This is a genomic window from Micromonospora sp. CNZ297, from assembly GCF_007827625.1.
Genome location: NZ_VISU01000007.1, coordinates 1 through 21,920 on the forward strand (window position 1 = coordinate 1; position 21,920 = coordinate 21,920).

Annotated in this window: 15 protein-coding genes; 11 read left to right on the forward strand and 4 right to left on the reverse strand. The window is 71.8% G+C overall.

Annotated features, from left to right (window positions below; genetic code table 11):
* Positions 1-648: 648 nt before the first annotated feature.
* Positions 649-930 carry an SCO4848 family membrane protein gene (locus FB454_RS14775; RefSeq protein ID WP_047892758.1) on the reverse strand — a complete coding sequence of 94 codons (282 nt, stop codon included), beginning with the start codon at positions 928-930 and terminating at the stop codon, positions 649-651.
* Between the two features lie 121 nt (positions 931-1,051).
* On the opposite strand from FB454_RS14775, the gene FB454_RS14780 reads away from it, so the two are divergent.
* From FB454_RS14780 to FB454_RS14795, 4 genes are all read left to right on the forward strand, one after another.
* Positions 1,052-1,495, forward strand: coding sequence for a PRC-barrel domain-containing protein (locus FB454_RS14780; RefSeq protein WP_013477419.1), 444 nt, complete (start codon positions 1,052-1,054; stop codon positions 1,493-1,495).
* A gap of 270 nt (positions 1,496-1,765) precedes the next feature.
* A complete protein-coding gene (gene trpS / locus FB454_RS14785) occupies positions 1,766-2,824 on the forward strand; it encodes a tryptophan--tRNA ligase (RefSeq protein WP_145823082.1) in 1,059 nt (352 codons plus the stop codon).
* 271 nt (positions 2,825-3,095) lie between these two features.
* A complete protein-coding gene (argS, locus tag FB454_RS14790) occupies positions 3,096-4,814 on the forward strand; it encodes an arginine--tRNA ligase (protein WP_145823083.1) in 1,719 nt (572 codons plus the stop codon).
* 70 nt (positions 4,815-4,884) lie between these two features.
* Positions 4,885-5,406: an alpha/beta hydrolase gene (locus FB454_RS14795; RefSeq protein ID WP_013289087.1), complete on the forward strand. Its 522-nt coding sequence runs from the start codon at positions 4,885-4,887 to the stop codon at positions 5,404-5,406.
* A 145-nt stretch (positions 5,407-5,551) separates the two neighbouring features.
* Here FB454_RS14795 and FB454_RS14800 read toward each other — a convergent pair whose 3' ends face one another.
* Together FB454_RS14800 and FB454_RS14805 are read right to left on the reverse strand one after the other, a co-directional pair.
* A complete protein-coding gene (locus FB454_RS14800; protein WP_013289088.1) occupies positions 5,552-5,845 on the reverse strand; it encodes a DUF4287 domain-containing protein in 294 nt (97 codons plus the stop codon).
* 183 nt (positions 5,846-6,028) lie between these two features.
* Positions 6,029-7,570, reverse strand: coding sequence for a non-reducing end alpha-L-arabinofuranosidase family hydrolase (locus FB454_RS14805; protein WP_145823084.1), 1,542 nt, complete (start codon positions 7,568-7,570; stop codon positions 6,029-6,031).
* Between the two features lie 310 nt (positions 7,571-7,880).
* On the opposite strand from FB454_RS14805, the gene FB454_RS14810 reads away from it, so the two are divergent.
* From FB454_RS14810 to fxsT, 7 genes are all read left to right on the forward strand, one after another.
* On the forward strand, positions 7,881-9,926 hold the full coding sequence (locus tag FB454_RS14810; protein ID WP_486485421.1) for a hypothetical protein: 2,046 nt from the start codon (positions 7,881-7,883) through the stop codon (positions 9,924-9,926).
* Between the two features lie 10 nt (positions 9,927-9,936).
* Complete coding sequence (locus FB454_RS14815; protein ID WP_013289091.1) at positions 9,937-12,198, forward strand: hypothetical protein; 2,262 nt, start codon at positions 9,937-9,939, stop codon at positions 12,196-12,198.
* A gap of 276 nt (positions 12,199-12,474) precedes the next feature.
* Positions 12,475-12,648 (forward strand): hypothetical protein, encoded by a 174-nt coding sequence (locus FB454_RS34875; protein WP_013289092.1) that lies wholly within the window; start codon positions 12,475-12,477, stop codon positions 12,646-12,648.
* 6 nt (positions 12,649-12,654) lie between these two features.
* On the forward strand, positions 12,655-14,961 hold the full coding sequence (locus FB454_RS14820) for an FxsB family cyclophane-forming radical SAM/SPASM peptide maturase (RefSeq protein ID WP_013289093.1): 2,307 nt from the start codon (positions 12,655-12,657) through the stop codon (positions 14,959-14,961).
* The gene (locus tag FB454_RS14825; protein ID WP_236619333.1) at positions 14,949-15,761 is read left to right on the forward strand and encodes an AAC(3) family N-acetyltransferase; all 813 of its coding nucleotides are present in this window, start codon (positions 14,949-14,951) and stop codon (positions 15,759-15,761) included. Before FB454_RS14820 ends, FB454_RS14825 begins: the two co-directional genes overlap by 13 nt.
* Before the next feature lie 127 nt (positions 15,762-15,888).
* Positions 15,889-17,079: a TIR-like protein FxsC gene (locus tag FB454_RS14830; RefSeq protein WP_013289095.1), complete on the forward strand. Its 1,191-nt coding sequence runs from the start codon at positions 15,889-15,891 to the stop codon at positions 17,077-17,079.
* The gene (fxsT, locus tag FB454_RS14835) at positions 17,076-21,011 is read left to right on the forward strand and encodes an FxSxx-COOH system tetratricopeptide repeat protein (RefSeq protein WP_071097423.1); all 3,936 of its coding nucleotides are present in this window, start codon (positions 17,076-17,078) and stop codon (positions 21,009-21,011) included. Before FB454_RS14830 ends, fxsT begins: the two co-directional genes overlap by 4 nt.
* On the opposite strand, the gene FB454_RS14840 is transcribed toward fxsT, so the two are convergent.
* The gene (locus FB454_RS14840) at positions 20,989-21,909 is read right to left on the reverse strand and encodes an alpha/beta fold hydrolase (protein WP_013289097.1); all 921 of its coding nucleotides are present in this window, start codon (positions 21,907-21,909) and stop codon (positions 20,989-20,991) included. The two genes, fxsT and FB454_RS14840, sit on opposite strands and share 23 nt — an antisense overlap.
* Positions 21,910-21,920: the final 11 nt, after the last annotated feature.

Below are 21,920 nucleotides of genomic sequence, written 5' to 3' on the forward strand. Positions count from 1 at the left end.
AGCCAAACCAAAAGGCCTGACCAGTACGGGGTATAAAACAATTGGCACTGGCTTTACAAGCACCCTGTTGAGTTCTCAAAGAACAACCACACACCGACCAGAAGCACCGCTACCAGCGGAACCCCCAGCCGGGGCACTTCGTTCAACCACCCGCCGCTCTCGCGCCGGGCACGTTTACTACGTTACCTCACCGTCTCTGCCGTGTCAAACCGTGTGTCCCGGTCTGTCACGCTTCGTACGGGTTGGCGCCGCTGAGCACGCGCAGCAGTCACCTGCTGCGATGATCATCGGATTTGGCAGGCCGGCCGCTGCGGTTTCCCGCAAGCTCGCCCGGTGCCCTGCCGGTCGACAACTTTACCCGGTCGGTTCCGCTCCGCCAAATCCGCCCTGCGGCGTTTCGGCGGGCCTCGCCCGGACCGCGTCTTCGCAAGGCCGAAAGCCTCGGTCGGACCCGATGCCAGCCCTGTTCGGTGCTCCCGGGCTTTCGTCCCGTTTGCCCCGTTCCGCGCTGGCAGAGAGAAAGTTACGCGTCTGCGGGTTTGAACGTCAAATCGAGGGGTAGCGGCGCGCGTCACACCCGTCCACAAGCGCCCGCGATCAAGGAGTTCGCGTCACGAACGACGTCCCCAGCGGACACAAACTCCTTGATCACCGGGGCGAGCGCGGGGCGGAGGGCGAGGAGGGAGACGGGCGGCGGGCGGCCCGGTAGGCGCGGATGCCCAGGACTCCCACAGTCGTGCCGATGGCCAGGGAGGCGGCGATCAGCAGGGCGTGTACCCAGAGGAAGCCGGTCGGGCTGCCCTCGCCGACGACGCCGGCCGACCAGGCGCGCTCGTCGTTCCAGATGGCGACCGCGAACCTCGGCCAGATCGCCCACGTCCAGACGCCGACGGCGACCAGGAACAGCGACCAACCACGTGACAGGACCATGGTCGGCCAGTATGCCAGCGCGCCGTCCGCCCAGGTCAGGCCAGCGGTCGGCGCAGTACGCGTTTCCGCTCCCGCCGCCGGGGCACTGTTCTGTCGAGCCGATTCGACGGAGGTGCCACCGATGCAGCCGTTCAACCCGTGGACCTGGCGGGATCCGTCCGCCCTGGCCGGAGGGTACGACCAGACCCGGCCCGGAGACGTGCCGGAACAGCGCGCCGGCGAGGCGGACGACGGCCTGGACGCCCCCGGCCCGGGTACGCCGATCGACCTCACCGGCTACCGGGTGGAGGCGACGGACGGGCGGATCGGCTCCATCGACGAGGCGAACGAGGATGCGGACGCGCGGTACCTGGTGGTGGACACCGGTCCGTGGATCTTCGGCAAGAAGGTGCTGCTGCCGGCCGGCACGGTGGCGCAGGTCGACCACCTGGACCGCGTCGTGCACGTGGACCGCACCCGGGAGCAGGTGAAGGAGTCGCCGGCGTTCGACAGGGACCACTTCGCCCACCCCGAGTACCGGGATCGGGTCGGCAGCTACTACACGGAGAGCTATCGACAGCAGTAAGCGCGGCAGGAGGCAGCGGAGCAGGCCGGTGAGCGGTTACCGTGTCAGTCATGGTCCGGCCGCGCAGCTGCCTCCCGGAGACCCGCAGCGGTCTCCCGGGCCACGCTGTCGACGGCCGGGAGCAGATCCTCGACGTACTCCGTGCCGGCGGACTCCGTTTCCGCGCCGGCGGGCGATGGCGGCGCTCGTTCTGACGAGCCCGCTCCACCGACCTGGGTGACACCCGGGTCGCGTCTCCCCGCCAGCGAACGGCACGAAAGGCGTACGACCATGTCCTCTGCACGCATGCTCACCGGCGACCGCCCGACCGGGCGGCTGCACCTCGGCCACTACGTGGGCAGCATCGCCAACCGGGTGCGGCTGCACCAGCGCTACGAGAGCTTCTTCATCATCGCCGACCTGCACATGCTCACCACCCGCAACAGCCGCGCGGACATCGAGCAGGTCGCCCACAACGCCCGCGAGATGGTCACCGACATCCTCGCCGCAGGGGTGGAGCCGGAACGGGCGACGTTCTACCTCCAGTCCGCGATCCCCGAGGTCGGCGACCTGAACACGCTGTTCCAGAACCTCATCACTGTGCCCCGGCTGGAACGGGTGCCGTCGTTGAAGGAGATGACCCGGGACGCCGGCAAGGACGAGATGCCGTACGGCCTGCTCGGCTACCCGGTGCTCCAGGCCGCCGACATCCTCTGCGTCAAGGGCCAGGTCGTGCCGGTCGGAAAGGACAACGCCGCGCACGTCGAGGTGACCCGGGAGATCGCCCGCCGGTTCAACCACCTCTACGGCGAGGTCTTCCCGGTGCCCGACATGCTCATGTCGGAGACGCCCACGCTGGTCGGGACGGGCGGCGCCGGGAAGATGAGCAAGAGCAAGGGGAACGCGATCGCGCTCTCCGACGACGCGGCGACGGTGCGCCGCAAGGTGATGGGGATGTACACCGACCCGAACCGGGTCCGCGCCGACGTGCCCGGCACCGTCGAGGGGAACCCGGTCTTCGAGTACCACGACATCTTCAATCCGGACCGGGCGCAGGTGGCCGACCTCAAGGCCCGCTACCGGGCCGGCCGGGTCGGTGACGTGGAGGTCAAGGAGGCGCTGGCGACGGCGCTCAACCGGTTCCTGGACCCGATCCGGGAGCGCCGGGTCCGCTTCGAGGCGCAGCCCGGCCTGGTCGACGAGCTGATCGTCACCGGCACCGAGCGGACCCGCGAGCAGGTGCGCCGCACACTCGTCGAGGTCCGCCGGGCGATGGGCCTGAGCAGCGCGTACACCCAGGTGCGGCGCCGGGCCGAGCGCTACCGCAAGGCCGTCGCCACCTCGGCCTGACCGCGAGCCGGTCCGGGGTACGCGCTTGCGCCGACCCCGGACCGGCCGGTTACGCTGCCGACATGGCCAGCTCGCACGCGTACCCGATGACGTCCTCCGACGTCCGGCTCGGCGCGCTGCGACGCCGGCGGTCCCGCGACCGCCTGCGCTGAGCCTTCCCCTCCTGCGACCGGCGGATCGAGCCGCCGGTCGTCATCGATCGTCCTCGCTCCGCCGTCGCGTTCCCGTCAGGTGATCCGCGCGGCGGATCAACAGCGAGATCGGCGTACTCATGGATCTTGAAAGGTTGCTCACCGACCGGCTGGCGCCGGCGTTCGCGGCGGTGGCCGGCGTGCCGGTGGACCCGGCCGTGCGGCGCTCGCAGCACGCGGACTTCCAGTCCGACGCGGCGCTGGGGCTGGCCCGGCGGCTCGGCCGGCCGCCGCGGGAGATCGCCGCGGAGGTACGGGAGCGCGCCGCGCTGGCCGACGTCTGCGCGGCGGTCGAGGTGTCCGGTCCGGGTTTCCTGAACCTGACGGTGGCCGGGCACGCGCTCGGCGGGCTGGTGTCCGCGCTGGCCGCCGACCCGCGGCTCGGCGTGCCAGTGGTGGCCGAGCCGGAGACGGTGGTGGTCGACTACTCGGGGCCGAACGTGGCGAAGGAGATGCACGTCGGGCACCTGCGGTCGACTGTGATCGGGGACGCGGCGGCGCGGACGCTGGAGTGGCTCGGGCACCGGGTGCTGCGCGCCAACCACCTCGGTGACTGGGGCACACCGTTCGGCATGCTGATCGAGCACCTGCTCGACCTGGGCGAGGCCGGTGCGGCGCAGGAGCTGTCCATGGGTGACCTGGACGGGTTCTACAAGGCGGCGCGGGAGAAGTTCGACGACGACGAGGCGTTCCGGGAGCGGTCGCGGCAGCGGGTGGTGGCGTTGCAGGGCGGTGACCCGGCGACGCTGCGGCTGTGGCGGTTGCTGGTGACGCAGTCGGAGGGCTACTTCCTGACCGTGTACGACCTGCTCGACGTGACCCTGACCGGCGACGACTTCCGGGGCGAGAGCAGCTACCACGACCAGCTCGCGCCGACTGTCGAGGAGCTGGACCGGCTCGGGCTGCTGCGGCGCAGCGACGGCGCGGACTGCGTGTTCCCGCCCGGTTCGGTGGGCCGTGACGGCGAGCCGTTGCCGCTGATCGTGCGCAAGTCCGACGGCGGGTACGGCTACCCGGCCACCGATCTGGCCGCGCTGCGGCACCGGACCGGCGCGCTCGGCGCGACCCGGCTGCTCTACGTGGTCGGGCTTCCGCAGCGGCGGCACTTCGAGATGGTGTTCGCGGTCGCCGCGCAGGCCGGCTGGCTCACCGCACCGGCGCGGGCCGAGCACGTCGGGTTCGGCTCGATCCTCGGCCCGGACGGGCGGATGCTGCGCAGCCGGGCCGGCGGGTCGGTGAAGCTGGCCGGGCTGCTCACCGAGGCGGTCCAGCGGGCCACCGCGCTGGCCCGGGAGCGCAATCCGGAGCTGGGCGAGTCGGAGGCCGCCGAGGTGGGGCGCGCGGTGGGCGTCGGCGCGATCAAGTACGCCGACCTGTCCGGGGACCGGCACAAGGACTACGTGCTGGACTGGGAGCGGATGCTGTCACTGGACGGGAACACCGCGCCATACCTCCAGTACGCGTACTCCCGGGTCAGGTCGATCTTCCGGCGGGCCGGCGCGGCGGCGCGGCCGGACGCGGAGGTCTCGCTCGCCGAGCCGGCCGAGCGGGCGCTCGCCATGGAGCTGGTCGGCTTCGCCGCGGTGGTCGAGGAGGTGGCGAGCGGGTTGGAGTTCCACCGGCTGACCGCCTACCTGCACCGGCTGGCGGTCGCGTTCAGCGCGTTCTACGAGCGCTGCCCGGTGCTGCGGGCCGAGGGGCCGGTGCGGGAGAGCCGGCTCGTGTTGTGCGACCTGACCGGGCGGGTGCTGCGGCAGGGCCTGGACCTGCTCGGCATCCGTACCCCGGAACGGCTGTGAGGCCGAGGGGTCACCGGCAATCCATGCAGCGGCTAGCGTGACGCATCGATCGAACGCAAGGGAGGCGACCATGGCGGATCGGCGCGCGGTACTCGCACCGGGACAGGGCTACGACACCCGGGGACCGCTCTTCGTCTACATCGGGGAGGCGCTGCGCCGGCTCGGTTTCGAGGTGCACGAGGTGACCTGGCGGTCGCTGGGCGAGCTGCGGCTCGACAGCGCGCCGGAGTGGGTCGCCGAGCAGCTGGATCCGGTTCTCGACGCCGGGGTGGATCTGCTCGTGGGCAAGTCGCTCGGTAGTTTCGCCGCGCCGCTCGCCGCCGACCGGGGCATCCCGGCGGTGTGGCTGACGCCGCTGCTGACCGATCCCGCGGTACGGGAGCCGCTGGGCCGGGCCACCGCGCCGTTCCTGCTGGCCGGCGGCACCGGCGACCGGTTCTGGGACGGTGCGGTGGCGCGCCGGCTGACCCCGTACGTGGTGGAGGTCGCCGACGCCGACCACTCGATGATGGTGCCCGGGCCGCTGGCGGCCTCGGCCGAGGCGCTCGGGCGGGTCTGCACGGCGGTGGAGGAGTTCGCCGCCGGCCGCTGACGGGTCAGCGGCGACTCCGCCGCGTCCACACCACCGCCACCACTGCCGCGATGAGCGGCAGCAGGCAGCAGAGCGTCAGGACGAACAGGTGCCACGGCTTGATCGCTCCCATGGGGCGAACGATAGGCGTCGCTGTCCACAGCCGCTACGCGGAGGCTCGGGCGGCCTTGCCGTCCAGCCACAGCGTGTCGCTGTCGTCGCGGTGGGAGCCGGTGGAGCCGACGTGCTTGGCGCTGATCCTCGGCCCATTCTTGATCACGTGGATCAGAGCCATCGCGTGTCCCCGGCCGAGGCCGTACTCGTCCTTCAGCCAGGCCACGATCACGCCCGCCTTGACGTCGGCCGCGTCGTAGCCGCGCTCCTTGGCCTCGTCGACCAGGACGCGCGGGGTCTTGCCGGTCTTGTCCTCGATCGCGTCGAGGTACGCCTGGAAGGACATCTGCCCAACCCTTCGCTCGGGAGGTGGTGACGACCTCCACACTCCCGGGCGGGACGGTGCCGATCAACGACTGACCGGGCCACCGTCGTTGCCTCCAGGGCAACGATCGCCGTCGGGCGAGAGGCCGGAGAGCCCGGCCCGCGTGGTCGCGGGGCCGGGCTCTCCAGATCTCGGGGTACGCGCTCAGCGCTGGAGGGTGAGTAGTCCGGGTCGGTAGGGCAGGAGGCCGTAGTCGCCGCCGGAGTTGGGGGAGCGGCCTTGGTAGAGCAGTTGGAGGTTGCAGGGGTCGACGGTGAAGGTCTGGTCGGCGGTGGTGCGGATGAGTTCGCCGTGGCTGATGTCGTTGGTCCAGGTGGCGCCGCTGTTGGCCTTGCCGGCGAACGGGTTGGACTCGGTGGCCGCCTGCGGCGTCCACGACCCGTTGAGGCTGGTGGCGGTGAAGGAGCGGAAGTAGCGGCCCTGGGAGCCGATCGCCTCGACGATCATCAGGTAGCGGGTCTGGCCCTGGAGCTTGTAGACCTGCACGGCTTCGAACAGGTTGTTCGTCGAGTCCGACATGATGGTGGTGTAGGTGGAGCCGAAGCTGCCGGGGAAGTTGCCCAGGGGCATGCTGGAGCGGTAGATCTTGCCGTTGTCACCGGCGAAGAACAGGTACATGTTCTGGTCGTCGGCGATCAGGGTCTGGTCGATCGGGCCGGTGCCGGAACCGGAGATGCTGCCGGTGAACAGCGGCTGCGCCGACGACCACCCGTTCGGGTTGGTCGGGTTGGTCGAGGTGCGGTAGGAGAACGCGGTCGGTCCCCACTGGTAGGCCAGGACCCAGATGTTGCGCGGCGCGAAGTAGAACAGGGTAGGCGCCACAGTGCCCGACGACATCGCGTTCTGGCTGACCGAGGCCATCTGCGACCAGTTCGAGAACAGGCCGAAGTTCATCGACCCCCACGACGAGCCGGTGTCGTGCGTCGTCGCGTACACCAGATGCTGCCCGTTGTAGGGCACCACAGTGAAGTCCTTCAACGACACCCAGCCCGAGCGCGGCTGTGCCAGTGCGCCAGTGGACGACCACCGGTACGACGACGGCAGGTTGCACGTGCCACCCGGAGGCGGCGTCGTCGGAGGCGGCGTGGTGGGGTTGCCGCCGCCACCGTCCACCCGTACGAGCTGCCACTGCTGGTTGGCGCCGTTCCAGTCATCGTACTGGACGATGTTTCCGCCGTCGGCGGTCGAGGCGCCCTGCACCTCCACCACCTTGTTGCTGTGGCGGCTGATCAGCCGGACGTAGCCGCTGTCGGAGTCGGCCAGCCGGAACTGCTGGTTGGTCCCGTTGAGGTCGGACCACTGCACGATGCTGCCGCCGTTTGCGGTCGACCAGTTGTAGACGTCGAGCACCTTGCCGGACAGCCGGGACTTCAGCCGGTAGTAGCCGCCGCCGGAGTCGACGAACTGCCACTGCTGCTGGTTGCCGTTGTTGCGCGACCACTGCACGATCCGCGCGCCGTCGTTGGTGGCCAGGTTGTAGACGTCGAGCGCCTTGCCGCTGTTGCGGTTCACAAGGACGTACCAGGCGTTCGTGTCGACGCTCGCGGCGGCGGCGGGCGCGGACACGACCGCCACGGCGCCGGCGCCGACGAGTACCGCGGCCGCACCCGTCGCGACGACGCGCGGCAGCCATCCGCGCCGTCGTGGCGGCGACACAGTCGATGGGGACCTACCGAATGCGAACATGTTCCTCCCTCAGATCAGACATTTGTGAGCGCTAACAATTCGTCGAAGCGCACTGATCCCACACCCGGCCTGCCACGTGGCCATCCGCGCCCGCCCGGTGAGCCGCCGAAGGCGCCGCCCTGTGCCATCGACTGTGAGCGATAACACTTCGTTCGTCAAGTCGTAACAGTCGATGGACGACGGGCGCGTGACGCCGTGGGGCCATGTCAGCTTCTCGACCCAGCACTACCGCCGCCCTCAGCGCGGCCCGACAGTGCACACGGCTGGAGGGGTGGTGGGGGAGTTGGGGCAGCCGGCGAACGAATCCGTCATGATCCGGGACTGGTTCAGCGTGCCGCGGGTGTCCGCCGAGGACCGGGCCGCGGTCTTCGGCGTACGCACCCATGATCCACGGGTGGAGTTCGTCGCGCTGACGGTCAAGTACTGGATGGACGCACACGCCACGCGGTCGATGACCCGCGAGCGGGTGCTGGCCGCGATGACCGGCCGCATCACCCCGGACAACGTCTGGGACCTGGTCTCGATGCTCGCGAAGCTCCGGCTGGCCGAGGCGTTCTTCGACCTGACCGCCTCCGACGTCGACTCCGACGGCACGTTCCGTCGCTACCTGCTCGGCCTCGATCCGGCGCTGCTCGACGCGATGCGGCACTACGCGGCCTGGAACGGGATCAACCCGAAGCTGTTCCTGGACGGCTTCGCCGTCGGCGTCGGGGAATCCGTCGCGACGGTGGTGGTCGACCTCGGCAAGCTCGTGCAGTTGATCGGCCGTCTCCAGCAGGAGCAGTTCACCACGCTCATCGTGCTCACAGTCGACCCGCGCGCCGGTGTGCAGCGCCTCGCCGACCAGGCCACAGTCGTACGCCAGGCGCTGGCCGGCATCGTCGCCGCGCTGGACCCGACGACGGTTCCGGAACGGCTGCTGGCGCTGTGGCGCGGCTGGGCCGCCCAGTTCGCCCGGCACCTGGACGACCTCGACCCGTTCGCCGCCGGCCGCCTGCTCGGCCGCGTCGCCGGCGACCTCTACCAGGTGCTCACCGGTCTGGTGCAGCTCGCCCGGCTGCTCGGCGGCGTCGCGGTGCGCGCCGCCGTCCGGTATGTACCGCTGCTGCTCGCGGGCGCCCGGGAGGCGCGCCTGCTGACCGCGCAGACGGCCGCGCTGCTGGTGGCGATCGGCCGGGCGGCGATCGTCGCCACGCCTCAGGTGGGCCTCGCGATGCTGCGGACGCTCTTCCCCCCGAAGGTGCTCGACGCGCTGTTCCGGCAGGGCCGGGCGCTGCTCGTCGACGCCGAACTCACACTGACCGTGTTCAACCAGGCGGCGCACGCCGAGGCGTTCGCCGGCGCCGGTGCGGGCACCCGGCTCGGCGCGCTGGTGAGCCTCGACGGCCGGCCCGTGCTGATGGCGAGCATGTCGGAGACGGTTTCGTCGGCCGGCCGCGCCGCGACCCGCGCCGAGCTGACCGAGGCGCTCGACGAGATCATCAAGCGGGTCGAGGACCTGCGCGAGCTGAAACCGCCGAAGACACCCCGGGACATCCGGGCCGCCGCCGTACGCGCCGCCATCGCCCGGCAACTGGAGCAGCGGCTGACCACCGCGTTCAACAGGGCACTCCAGACCGTCGCGTACGAGGAGTTCCGCGCGCTGCGCAAGGCCGGGCAGGCGCAACCGTGGCGGCTCGGCCAGCAGGTGCACCGGCGGATGGCGGCCGAGGTCACGCAGCTCGTCGGCCGGTCACCAGGCCTGGAGCCGTTCGCGGAGAAGTCGCTGGCGACAGTGGTCGAGGCGGTCCGCGCGGCCCACCCGGAGCTGGCGCCCGCGCTGCGCGGCTCCGAGGCGGTGCTGCGCCAGACGGTCGCGCAGATGCTGCTCGGCCACCCGGACCGGGATCTGCTGCTGCGGCTCGTCGGGTTCACCGGCAACCCGGCCGCGACCGGCGCGGAGAAGGCGCTCGCCACCCACCTCGCCGAACGGTTCCGGTGGAAGGCGTCCACCACGGTCGGTGACCTCCGCTCCGACCTGCTGCTCGTCGACCCCGAGGCGGCCCGCGTCACGAACGTCGACTGGACGTCCTCGACGAAGCTGGAGCGCTTCGAGAAGACCTGGGGAACCGTCGCCGACGACCTCGGGGAGACGTTCGACGGTCGCTGGGAGGCGATCGCGGAGGCGTACCAGCGAGCCGCGAAGGGCGGCGTCCCGGCGGAGGTCGTCGCCGGCCTCGAAGAGCTGACCACGCACGCCGTACGCGAGACGGTCCTCCGTCAGGCCGCCCTCAGCCAGTTGTTCCCCGGATTCTTCGTCACCTCGCACGAGATGACGTACCGAGGGCTGCAATCCCTGTTCGAACTGCCGCTGTAGAGGAGCACCGATGGGCAGAGTCGTCGTCGCCGACGCCGATCCGGCGACGCTTGGTTTCAGCACCGCGCATTCCGACCGGTACGTCTACTCCAACTACTTCGTACCGGTCCGGCTCACCTTCGGCGGTGGCGAGACGCCCATCCTGCCGTTCTACGTCAAGCAGGCGCTGATCGAGGCGATCCGCTACGGCGGGCTCGACGGCGACCGGCTGCCGCACCTGCTCAAGGAACTCGGCCTCTACGACCTGTGGAAGGCCAACGAGATGGACGCCGCCACCGAGGCGCTGCCCGGCGCCGACTCGGGCATGTCGTACCGGGAGCCGCCGGCGCGACGCCAGACGCTCCTCGGCGACCAGCAGGCGGAGTTCCTCGCCGGCCTGCTCCAGTCCGACGTGGGCATCGCGTTCCTCGACCGCACCCGGATCCGGCCGGTGGGCTTCGCGCTCGGCGAGCACGTCTACGCGCTGGCGCTCGCCCCCGGCGAGGAAGCGGTGCTGGAGCAGCGCACCTACACCAAGCGCGAGCTGACCCTGGAGGAGCAGAACGAGTCGGAACAGCAGACCGACGTCGAGCTGACCAGCGCGCTCACCACAGAACTCCAGGAGGGCTTCGAGCGGCAGAAGTCGCTCACCGACACCTGGGGGCTCAACGCGAGCCACACCGGCCAGTACACCAGCCCGACCGGCGTCTGGGGCACCTTCAACGCCAGCCACACCATCGGCTTCGCCAGCAGCGTCACCGCGGCGAGCCAGGAGACGAGCCGCCGCGCCGTGAAGGACAGCCGGACCGCCACCTCGAAGGTCGCGGCGCGCTACCGCACCCAGCACAGGACCGATTTCAAGCTGGTCAGCGAGACCGGTACGGAGTCCTCCTCGAAGCGCACCGTCCGCAACCCGAACCGGGCCACGCCGATCACGCTGCACTACTTCAAGGTGCTGCAACGGCTGGAGCTGGCCCACGAGCGGTACGGGGCACGGGTCTGCTGGGCCCCCACGATCAAGGATCCGGCGTTCGCCTTCGCCCAGAAGATCATCGGCGGACGGCAGCGGATCCGCGACAACGCGGTCGCCGCGCTGCCTCCGGCGCCGGTGAAGCCGGAGCGCCCGCCGCGTGGCGCGCCCGCCGCGGTGGAGACGCGCGTCGTGTACTCCCCCGTGGTCACGCTCGACAAGTGGGGATTCACCGGCGACATGAGCGCCGACTACGACGTCGACGTCGCGTTCGACGCCGGCTGGGAGTGGGACGGCGACATCGACACGATCCGGCAGAACCTCACGCTGATCACCCGCCGTCCGCCGGACGCGATCGCCGCCCGGGTGGTGGGCGTGCCGGTGGTCACCGAGGCGGACGGCCGGCCCGTGCTGCGCGTACGCGTGCACGTCGGCGCCCGGAGCTGGCTGGCGGGTCCGGGTGCCGACGTGCAGCTCGCCGCCGGATTCCGGCGTACCCCGACGGTGGTGGACCAGACCGCCGACGACGCGGCGTACAACGCGCTCGTCGCGGGCTACCTGACCGATCTCCAGGAGTGGCAGGACCGGCGCGACGAGGCGCTTGCCGCGGCGGAGACGGCCGGGGACGAGTTCGAGGCGCGGCTGCGGGCCGGCTTCTCGCCGGTGAACGAGATGGTCTCGCAGATCGTGGAGACGCACTTCCCGGCCAGCGTGCGGGACGAGGCGTGGGAGATCGACTTCTGGCACCGCGTCTTCGACTGGGAGCGCGCGTCGTTCGTGGCGTACCCCGGCTGGTGGTCCGGCGGCGACGCCCGCGCCCCGGAGCGCGACCCCGGCGACTTCGTCAACGCGAGCTGGGCGAAGCTCTACCTGCCGGTACGGGCCGGCATGGAGCTGACCGCGCTGCGGTGGATCTTCGGCAAGGTGGTGGCGACCAGCCTGGCGCCCCAGGTGGAGCACGAGCTGGCGGCGTTCGTGGACGAGCTGACGACGTACCGGACCGGCCACCTCGGCACCGGCGACGAGATGCCCGAGCTGACCACCGAGTGCCAGGACGTGCCGGAGCGGGTGTACTGCCTGGCGAAGTGGACCGAGTTGATGCCCACCGACGGCACCCACCTGGAGGTGGTGCAGGGCGCCACGACAGCGGCCGACGCGGTGACCGCCAAGGAGATCAGCGACGCGGAGGCGCTGCGGGCCGCGCTGCTCGACGGCGAGGTGCAGACCAACCGGCTCCGGACCAAGGCGTACGACCAGATGACCGAACCGGCCGACGTCGACATCCGCCTCGGCACGCCGTCCGGGAGCGGCCCGGCCGTCTGAGCGCCGGAGACAGTGGTCGTCCACCTCGAGCACGCGTCGAGGTGGACGATTTCTGTAAAAGTATGGACTTTGGAATCATGTCGGATGGGCAAAAAGGGACATAATATTGATCCCCCAGGTCGCTCCCTCGACGGCACAGCAGCCGCCGGTCGCGCAACCGTCCAAAATGCACTGCTTCCCACCGGTGGGTCGATAGCGCCCGGCTCACAGAGCCTTTATTTTGAGCCGTTGCTTGTTGTTCCCCGCCTGGCGTGTGCACGAACCTAAGGAAGACTCATGACAACCGCACCCTTGCGCCAGGATGAGCCCCCGGTCTCGCTGGGCAGGGTCCGCGCGGAGCCGCTCGACCGGCTCTCCGCCGCGGACATCTCCCCCATCGTGCGCCGGGTGATGGCGGCTCACCTCGATCAGACCCGGATCCCGGCGGCGAAGTTCTCGTCGTTCATCTGATCCGCGATGGCCCCGGGGCCCGCCCGCGCGGCGCTCACCGAGTTCGTCCTCAAGGTGCACGCCAGGTGTGACCTGGCGTGCGACCACTGCTACGTCTACGAACACGCCGACCAGAGCTGGCGGCGCCGCCCGGTACGGATGACGCCGGAGGTGCTCCGGACCGCGGCCGGGCGGATCGCCGAACACGCCGCGGCCCACGACCTGCCGGACGTCACGGTGATCCTGCACGGCGGGGAACCACTGCTGCTCGGCGCCGAGCGGCTCGACGAGGTGCTCGCGGACCTCCGGCGGGTCATCGCCCCGGTCACCCGGCTCCGGCTCGGCATGCAGACAAACGGCGTACTGCTCTCCGAGCAGCTCTGCGACCTGCTCGCCGAACACGATGTCGCGGTCGGCGTCTCGCTCGACGGCGACCGTGCCGCCAACGACAGGCACCGGCGCTTCCGGTCCGGCGCCGGCAGCTACGACCAGGTGCTCCGCGCCCTCGGCCTGCTGCGCCGCCCGGCGTACCGGCGGATCTACTCGGGCCTGCTGTGCACGGTGGACGTGCGCAACGACCCGATCGCGGTGTACGAATCGCTGCTCGCCCAGGAGCCACCGCGGATCGACTTCCTGCTCCCGCACGCCACCTGGGACGACCCGCCGTGGCGGCCGGCCGGCGGCGGCACCGCGTACGCGGGCTGGCTGCGCGCCGTCTACGACCGCTGGCTGGCGGACGGCCGACCGGTCTCCGTCCGCCTCTTCGACTCGCTGCTGTCCACCGCCGCGGGCGGACCCAGCGGCACCGAGTGGCTCGGTCTCGACCCGGTCGACCTGGCGGTCGTCGAGACGGACGGCGAGTGGGAGCAGGCGGACTCGCTCAAGACCGCGTACGACGGCGCGCCGGCCACCGGCATGACCGTCTTCTCGCACGCGGCCGACGACGTGGCGGCCAGCCCGCTCCTGGCCCGCCGCCGCTCCGGCCGGGCCGGGCTCAGCGACGAGTGCCGGCGGTGCCCGGTGGTCGACCAGTGCGGCGGCGGACTCTTCGCCCACCGGTACGGCGCCGGGCACTTCGATCATCCGAGTGTCTACTGCGCCGATCTGAAAGAGCTGATCGTGCACGTGAACGAGAACCCACCAGCACCCGTCCGGCTCGACGCCGGCCTGCCCGACGACTTCATCGACCGCCTCGCGGCACTGACCGGCGACCGGGTCGCCATCGGCCGGCTCGTGGAGGCACAGATCGCCATCGTCCGCGCGCTGCTCGCCGAAGTGGCCGACCGCCTGCCGGCCGGCGGGGCCGGAGCCGACGGCTGGGAGGCGCTGACCGCCCTCGACCGCAGCGCGCCGGAGTCCGTCGCCCGGATCGCGGCCCACCCGTACGTGCGGGCGTGGGCTGTCGACTGCCTCGCCGGCAGCGGCACCGGCGCCCGGCAGGGGCCTGACTACCTGAGCGCGCTCGCCGTCGCCGCCGCGCTCGACGCCGGCACCCCGGTACGCCTCGACGTGCCGGTGCGGTCCGGCCGCCTGCACCTGCCGACAGTGGGCACCGTGCTTCTGCCCGAGGTGGGCGACGGCGCCGCACGGGTCGAGACCGGCCCGGGTTCGCTACGGGTGGCCGCCGGGGACGTGACAGTGGCGATCCGTCCCGGAACGCCCGGGGACGCGCCCCGGTGGTGGCCGACCCGCGTACTCGCCGCGCCGGACGTGAGCGTCCTGCTGGAGGACGGCGACCCGCACCGCGACTGCCACCGGCTGCCCGCCGGTGACCGGCTCGACGACGCGGGCGCCGCGCGCTGGGCCGAGACGTTCGCGGCGGCGTGGCAGGTGATCCGGGACGAGGTGCCGGGCCACGCCGAGGAGTTGCGCGCCGGGCTGCGGGCCGTGGTGCCGCTGCGGCGCAGCGGCGCGGGTGTCAGCGAGGCGTCGACCGCGCGGCAGGCGTTCGGCGGTGTCGCGGCCACGGAGACCGACGCCGGATCGCTCGCGGTGCTGCTCGTGCACGAGTTCCAGCACAGCAAGATGAACGCGCTGCTGGACATCTGCGACCTGGTCGACGGCACGCGGCCGATCGACATCACAGTGGGCTGGCGGCCCGACCCGCGGCCCGCCGAGGCCGTCCTGCACGGCATCTACGCGCACGCGGCGGTGGCCGACATGTGGCGGATCCGGGCCGACCGTCAGGTCGACGGCGCGCAGGCGGTCTACCGCCGGTACCGCGACTGGACGGCCGAGGCGATCGGCGCGCTGCAACGGGCGGACGCGCTCACCCCGGCGGGCTCGCGGCTGGTCCGGCAGGTCGCGCGTTCGATGTCCGGGTGGCCGTCGTGACCGCCGCCCGGACCGCGTACCGGGCCGGCACGCTCGCCGCCGACCTGCGCGCGCTCGGGCTCGGCCCCGGTGACGTGGTGCTCGTACACTGCTCCCTGCGGGCGCTCGGGCCGGTGGACGGCGGGTCGGGCACCCTGGCTGCAGCGCTGCGGGCCGCCGTCGGTCCGTCCGGCACCGTCGTGGTCCCGGCGCAGACCCCTGACAACTCGGTGAGCAGCGCCGCGTACCGCGCCGCGACCGCCGGGCTGACCGACGAGGAACGCCTGGCGTACGAGGACCGGATGCCCGGCTTCGACCCGGCCGTCACGCCGTCGTTCGGGGTCGGCGCGTTCGCCGAGCACGTACGGCGGCTGCCCGGCGCGGTCCGCAGCCGGCACCCGCAGACGTCGTTCAGCGCGTGGGGGCCGCGGGCGGAGGAGCTGATGCGCGTCCACGACCTGGACTCCCACCTCGGGGAGCGGTCCCCGCTCGCCGCCCTGGAGGCGGCCGGCGCCCGGACGCTGCTGCTCGGTGTCGGCTATGCGACATGCACCGCGCTGCACCTCGCCGAGTACCGGTCACGCCGCCCGGCGCCGCGTCGTCCGTACCGCTGCTACGTGCTGCGCGACGGCCGCCGGGAACGGCTGGAATTCGAGGCTCCGCACCTGGATGCGGGCCCTTTTCCCGCGATCGGCGCGGAACTCGACCGGGCGGCGTTCACCCGGCACGGGACGGTAGGGGACGCACCGGCCCGGCTGCTGCCGATATCCGGTGCGGTACGCGTCGCGGTCGCCTGGATGGACGCCCACATCGGACGGTGAGCCTGGTAACCCGAGCGCAACCTCTCTACCCTGATCGATAGACGCCGTATCGTGTCGACTGGGGAGCAGCGCGTGATCATTACCGGTTGGGGGTCAGGCGCACTTCCCGTGGAACGGTCGTGTCGTCGTGACCTCTGAGCGGCCCGCGCTGCCGGGCCCGCCATATTTCTTCCTCAGCTACGTCCCCCCGCCGACACACAACGACCGCACCCCGGGCGACCACTGGGTCCGCCGCTTCTACCACGATCTCAACCTGGCGATCGACGGCCGGCCCGGCGACCGGTTACGCCGGCAGGGCTTCGCCGACTTCATGGTGCGGCCGCCGGAGGATCGGACGGAACGAAAACGCACCGCGCTGGCCGAGGCCGAGGTGTTCGTGCCGTTGTACTCGCCGGACTACCTCAACCGGGACGACTCGCGCCGGGAACGGGAGTGGTTCCGGCAACGGCTGATCCGGGCCGGCCGGCCGGCCGACGGCGACAACATCCTGCCGGTCCTGTGGATCCCGTCGCCCGCCGCGGTGCACGCGCCGGACCAGGCCCGGGCGGTGGCGATGGCCGCCGACGTGGATGCGTACGCGGCGAACGGCATGAGCGCGCTCTGCCGGCTCCAGAAGTTCCAGCACGCCTACAAGGAGGTGCTGGGCCGGCTCGCCCAGCACATCGTCGACACCGCCGAGCAGACGCCGCTGCAACCGGCCGAGCCGCCGACCGGCCCGACCGATCTGCCGTCGTCCCCGACCAGCGAGGTGCCGTTCCGGGCGGTGGTGATCGCGCCCGAGGAACCGGCCGACCCGGGACGGCTCAACGGGCGGTCCGACACGCACGCCGGCCGGTGGCGCCCGTTCCGCGACCGGCCGCCGGTGGTCGACGACGTGACCGACGCGGTGCAGCGGCTGCGGATGCCGATCGACGTCCGCGACTTCGTACCGGACGCCGGGCTGTTCCGGGGCTGCCCGGGCGTACTCATGATCGATCCTCGGGTGGTCGAGACGCCGGACGGTGCGGAGGCCGTCCGCGCGGCCGTCGCCTCGCTGCACCGCTGGGTGGGCGTCGTGGTGATCATCGAGGACTCGGCACCCGGTCGCCGCTCCCACGCGGCGGTGCTGCTCGACCGGGCCATCGAGATCTTCCCGGCCGCGGCACGCCCACTGGCGATCACCACTTACGACGACTGGCGGGCCGGGATCCACGGCCTGGTCGACCGGATGCGCCGCCGCTACCTGGAGGCGAGACCGGCCTACCCGCCGCCGGGACGGCCGATCAGCAAACCCCGGCTCTGGGAGAACCCGCCGCCCGACGAGGGAGTGGACACATGACCCGACGCGAGGGACAGGTCGTCACCTTCTACTCCTACAAGGGCGGCACCGGCCGGACGATGGCGCTGGCGAACGTCGCCTGGATCCTCGCCGCCAACGGCAAGCGGGTGCTCGCAGTCGACTGGGACCTGGAGTCCCCCGGCCTGTCGCGCTTCTTCGCGCCGTTCATCGACCGGGACGCGCTGGAGAGCACCGGCGGGGTGATCGACCTGATCCGGGAGTACGAGTGGGCGACCACCACCAAGCAGGACAAGGGCGACGACCGCTGGCACGAGCAGTACGCCCGCGTGCACAAGTACTCGTTCTCGCTGAACTGGTCGAACTTCCCCGGTGACGGGACGCTGGACTTCCTCGGCGCGGGCCAGCAGAACAACGACTACGCCGGCGCGCTCGCCGGGATGAACTGGGACGAGTTCTACGAGCGGCAGGGCGGCGGCTACTTCTTCGACGCGCTGCGCGCCGACATGAAGCGCAACTACGACTACGTGCTGATCGACAGCCGCACCGGTTTCTCCGACGTGGCCGACATCTGCACCATCCAGCTGCCGGACGTGCTGGTCACCTGCTTCACCCTCAGCGAGCAGGGCATCACCGGCGCGGCCAAGGTGGCGCGGCTGGTCGAGCACCGCTACGGGTCGCGGCGGATCCGGGTGCTGCCCGTGCCGATGCGGATCGACCCGGCGGAGAAGGTCAAGGCGGACACCGGGCGGGCGGTGGCGCGGCAGCGCTTCAGCGGTCTGCCGAGCGGGATGAGCGAGGCCGACCGGGACCGGTACTGGGCCCGGATGCAGGTGCCCTACCAGGCGTTCTACGCGTACGAGGAACTGCTCGCCACGTTCGCCGACCAGCCCGGCGTCAACGGATCGCTGCTGTCCGCGTACGAGGTGCTGGCCCGGGAGATCACCCGGGGCGAGGTGGAGTCGCTGCCGCCGATGAGCAGCGCGGTACGCGAGCGGGTCAACGCCCGGTTCACCCGTACCTCCAACTCGGTGGAGAACGAGATCCTGCTCCGGCACGCCCCGTACGACCGGGTGTGGGCGGAGTGGATCGGTCACCTGCTGGTCTCGGCCGACGTCCGGGTGACCGACCCGTGGTTCGCCGAGGACGAGACGCCCCGGACCGCCCGGGAGCTGATCATCGTCTCCGAGGCGAACGCCACCGAGGAGGCGGTGCTCGCCGCGCCGGACCGCTCGCCCGACCAGGCGCCGCTCGTCGTCTACGTGGCCGACGTGCGGCGCCTGGCGAACGTGCCCGCGGCGCACACCGTCTCGGTCGCCGGGCTGGAGGCGCGTACCGCCGCCGCGCGGATCCTGCGCCTGGTCGGCCGCGAGGGCGTGCCGGCGGACCTGGAACTGCCGACCGGTCCCCGGTTCCCCGGCCGGGACAACACGGTGTTCGAGGTGCCGGGCCGCAACAAGCGCTTCACCGGCCGGGAGGCGGACCTGCGCGAGCTGCGGACGCTGCTGCGCAGCAGCCCGAAGGTGGTGCTCTCCGGCACCGGGCCGGTGGCGTTGCAGGGCATGGGCGGCATCGGCAAGAGCCAGCTCGCGCTGGAGTACGCCCACCGCTACCGCGCCGCGTACGACATGGTGTGGTGGATCGACGCCGACCAGGTGCCGTTCATCGAGTCGGCCATCGGTGACCTGGCGCCCTACCTGGGCGTACCGTCGTCGGACTCGAACCGGGAGAACGCCCGGCTGGTGCTCCAGGCGCTGCGCCGCACCGACCTCCGCTGGCTGCTGATCATGGACAACGCGGACGAGGTCGAGGGCGTCCTGCCGTACGTGCCGGACGGCAAGGGCCACGTCCTGATCACGTCCAGGAACCTGCAGTGGGTCGAGCGGGCCACCACCGTTCAGGTCGACGTGTTCAAGCGCGCGGAGAGCATCCAGCACCTCACCGAGCGGGTGCCGACCATGCGCGTCGACCAGGCCGACCGGATCGCCGCCCTGCTCGGCGACCTGCCGATCGCTGTCACCGCCGCCGCGGCCTGGCTCGCCGACACCGGCCACTCGGTCGACAGCTACCTCAACGAGATCGCCAGGTTCGGACCGGGCGCGGTGATGGAGCCGAACAGCAACGTCTCCGTGGAGGCCACCTGGGAGCTGTCGCTCAACCACCTGCGGACCCGCAACCCGGCCGCCTACCGGGTGCTGCAACTCTGCTCGGTGTTCGCGCCCGAGATCTCCGCCGACCTGGTCTACAGCGACGAGTTCGCCGAGGCGCTGGTGCCGTTCCACCCGCAGGCGAAGGAGCGGCTGGTCCGCCAGCAACTGGTGCAGCAGGCCAACCGGCTCGCGCTGGTCCGCGTCGACCTGCGGGCCGAGAACCCGTCCGGCGGCGAGCGGGGCCGGGGCGGCCTGGTGCTCATGCACCGCCTGCTCCAGCACGCCGTCCGGTCCCGGATGACGGAGGCGCAACTCGACGAGGCGCGCCAGCAGGTCCACCTCGTGCTCGCCGCGGCCCGGCCCGAGGGCGAGGTCGACGACCCCGACGGCTGGCCCCGGTTCCGGGTCATCTGGCCGCACCTGGAGGCGTCGAAGGCGCCGCTGAGCCGCAAGGTGGAGGTGCGGGCGCTGATGATCGACCGGGTCCGCTACCTCCAGTTGCGCGGCGACCTGGAGACCGGCCGGCGGCTCGGGCAGGAGGTCGCGCAGACCTGGGAGCAGATGCTCGCGGAGGAGGACGACGCGCGGGCGCGCGACGACCTGCGCCGGCAGTTGCTGCACCTCCAGTTCAACCTCGCCAACATCCTCGCCTTCCTCGGGCAGTTCACCGAGTCGCGGGCGCTGGACGAGGAGGTGCTCGCCGCCCAGCGGGAACTGCTCGGCGAGGACCACCCGCACACGCTGATGACCGCCGGCGGGCTCGCCCGCGACCTGCGCGGCATGGGCATGTACAACGAGGCGCTGCGCCTGGACGAGATCACGTTCAACGCGTGGAAGCGGAACTTCACCGAGGAGCACCCGCGTACCCTCGCCGCGCTCAACAACCTCGCCAGCACCCAGCGCCTGATGGGCGACTTCCGGGAGGCCCGCAAGAACGACGAGATGGTGCTGGCCGGGCGCCGCGCGATCCTCGGGGAGAACCACCCGGACACGCTCGCCTCCTCCGCGTACGTCGGCATCGACATGCGCGACGCGGGCGACTTCGAGCAGTCGGTCACCCGCCTGCGCAGCGTCCACCGGGACCTGCTGCACACGGCCGGGCCCGAACACCTCATCACCCTGCGGACGCAGACGAACCTGGCGGTGTCGCTGCGCGCGGCCGGGCACGCGGTCGAGGCGGGCAAGCTCCTCGAAGCCGCGTACGAGCTGCTGAACGAGCGGTTCGGGCCGGACAACCCGGAGACGCTGACCTGCCGGCTGAGCCTGTCGATCAACCTGCTCACGGTCGACCTGTTCCAGCGCGCCAGCCGGGAACTCACCGAGGTGCACCGCATCTACCAGCGCAACCTCGGCCCGGCGCACCCGCTGACCCTGGTCTGCATGGTCAACCTCGCCATGGTGGCCCGCCGCGCCGGAGACTTCGCCGAGGCGCGGCAGCTCGCCGGCCGGTCCGCCGACGCGCTCGCCGGCGTGCTGGGCAGCGGGCACCCGTACCCGCTCTCCGGCTGGATGAACCAGGGCATCTGCATCGCCGAACAGCCCGACCCGCCGGAAGGCCGGGAGGCGGCGGACCTGGAGGCGCTGAGCCTGCTGCGGCGCGCCCACGACGGGCTGGTCCGGACCCTCGGCCGCGACCACACGAACACGTTGCGCTGCCGGGCGAACCTGGTGGTGATGCAGGAGCGGGTGGAGAGCGGCCGGCGGGCGGAACTGGAGGCCGTCACCCGCGAGCTGACCTACCGGCTGGGCGAGAACCACCCGGCGGTCGAGGCCGTCCGGGAGAGCCGGTTGCAGCGGCGCATCATCGACCCGCATCCGATCTGACAGCGGTCCGCTCCACCGGGTCGGCCAGCCACGCGAGGATCTCCGGCAGCACCTCCACCGCGCCGAAGTGCGCGCTGCGCGGCTGCACGTGCAACTGCGCGCCGGGGATCTGCTCGGCCAGCCAGCGGGTGTGGCTGGCCGGGGCGAAGTTGTCGTCGGCGCCGTGCCACAGCCGGACCGGCATCCGGATGTCCGCCAGCGTGATCCCCCAGTCGGCGCGTAACGCCAGCACGTCGTCGATCCAGCCGTGCGGCCCCTGGCGCAGCGCCTCGGCGTAGGCGTCGGTGAGCTGCCGGCGGATCGGCACGCCGGCCACCACCCGGCGATCGGCCTCGGTCATCTGCTCGACCAGCAGCGCCAGCAGCGAGCCCGGGTCGTCCATGGTCCGCTCGGCCCGCAGCCGCAACTGCTCGGCGAGCACCGGCACGTCGTGCTCGGCGGCGCCGTAGTCCCGGACGTTGGCGTCGGTCATGCCGCCGAACCAGTCCAGCCCGGCCGCGCCGGCCGGGGCGAGACCGACCAGGACGGCGGTCCGCCGTACCCGGTCCGGCAGCAGCGCGGCGCAGGCCAGGGCGTGCGGGCCGCCGCCGGAGCGCCCCACCACCGAGAAGCCGTCCAGGCCCAGGTCGTCGGCGATGGCCGCGACGTCCGCCGCGGCGTCCGCGACGCGGCGGCCGGGCAGCCGGCTGGAGCCGCCGTAACCCGGCCGGTCGTACGAGATCAGCCGTACGCCGAGCCGGTGCAGCACGATGGACCGTGGTCGTGGACCGTTGCGGCTGCCGGGTGTGCCGTGCATCAGGAACACGGGCCAGCCGCGTTCCGCCCCGGCGATGTCGACCGCCAGGTTCCTCCTTCCCGTCCGGACGATGTGCTCTCGGTGCGTGGGCGAGTGTGCCAATCGGGGCCTCC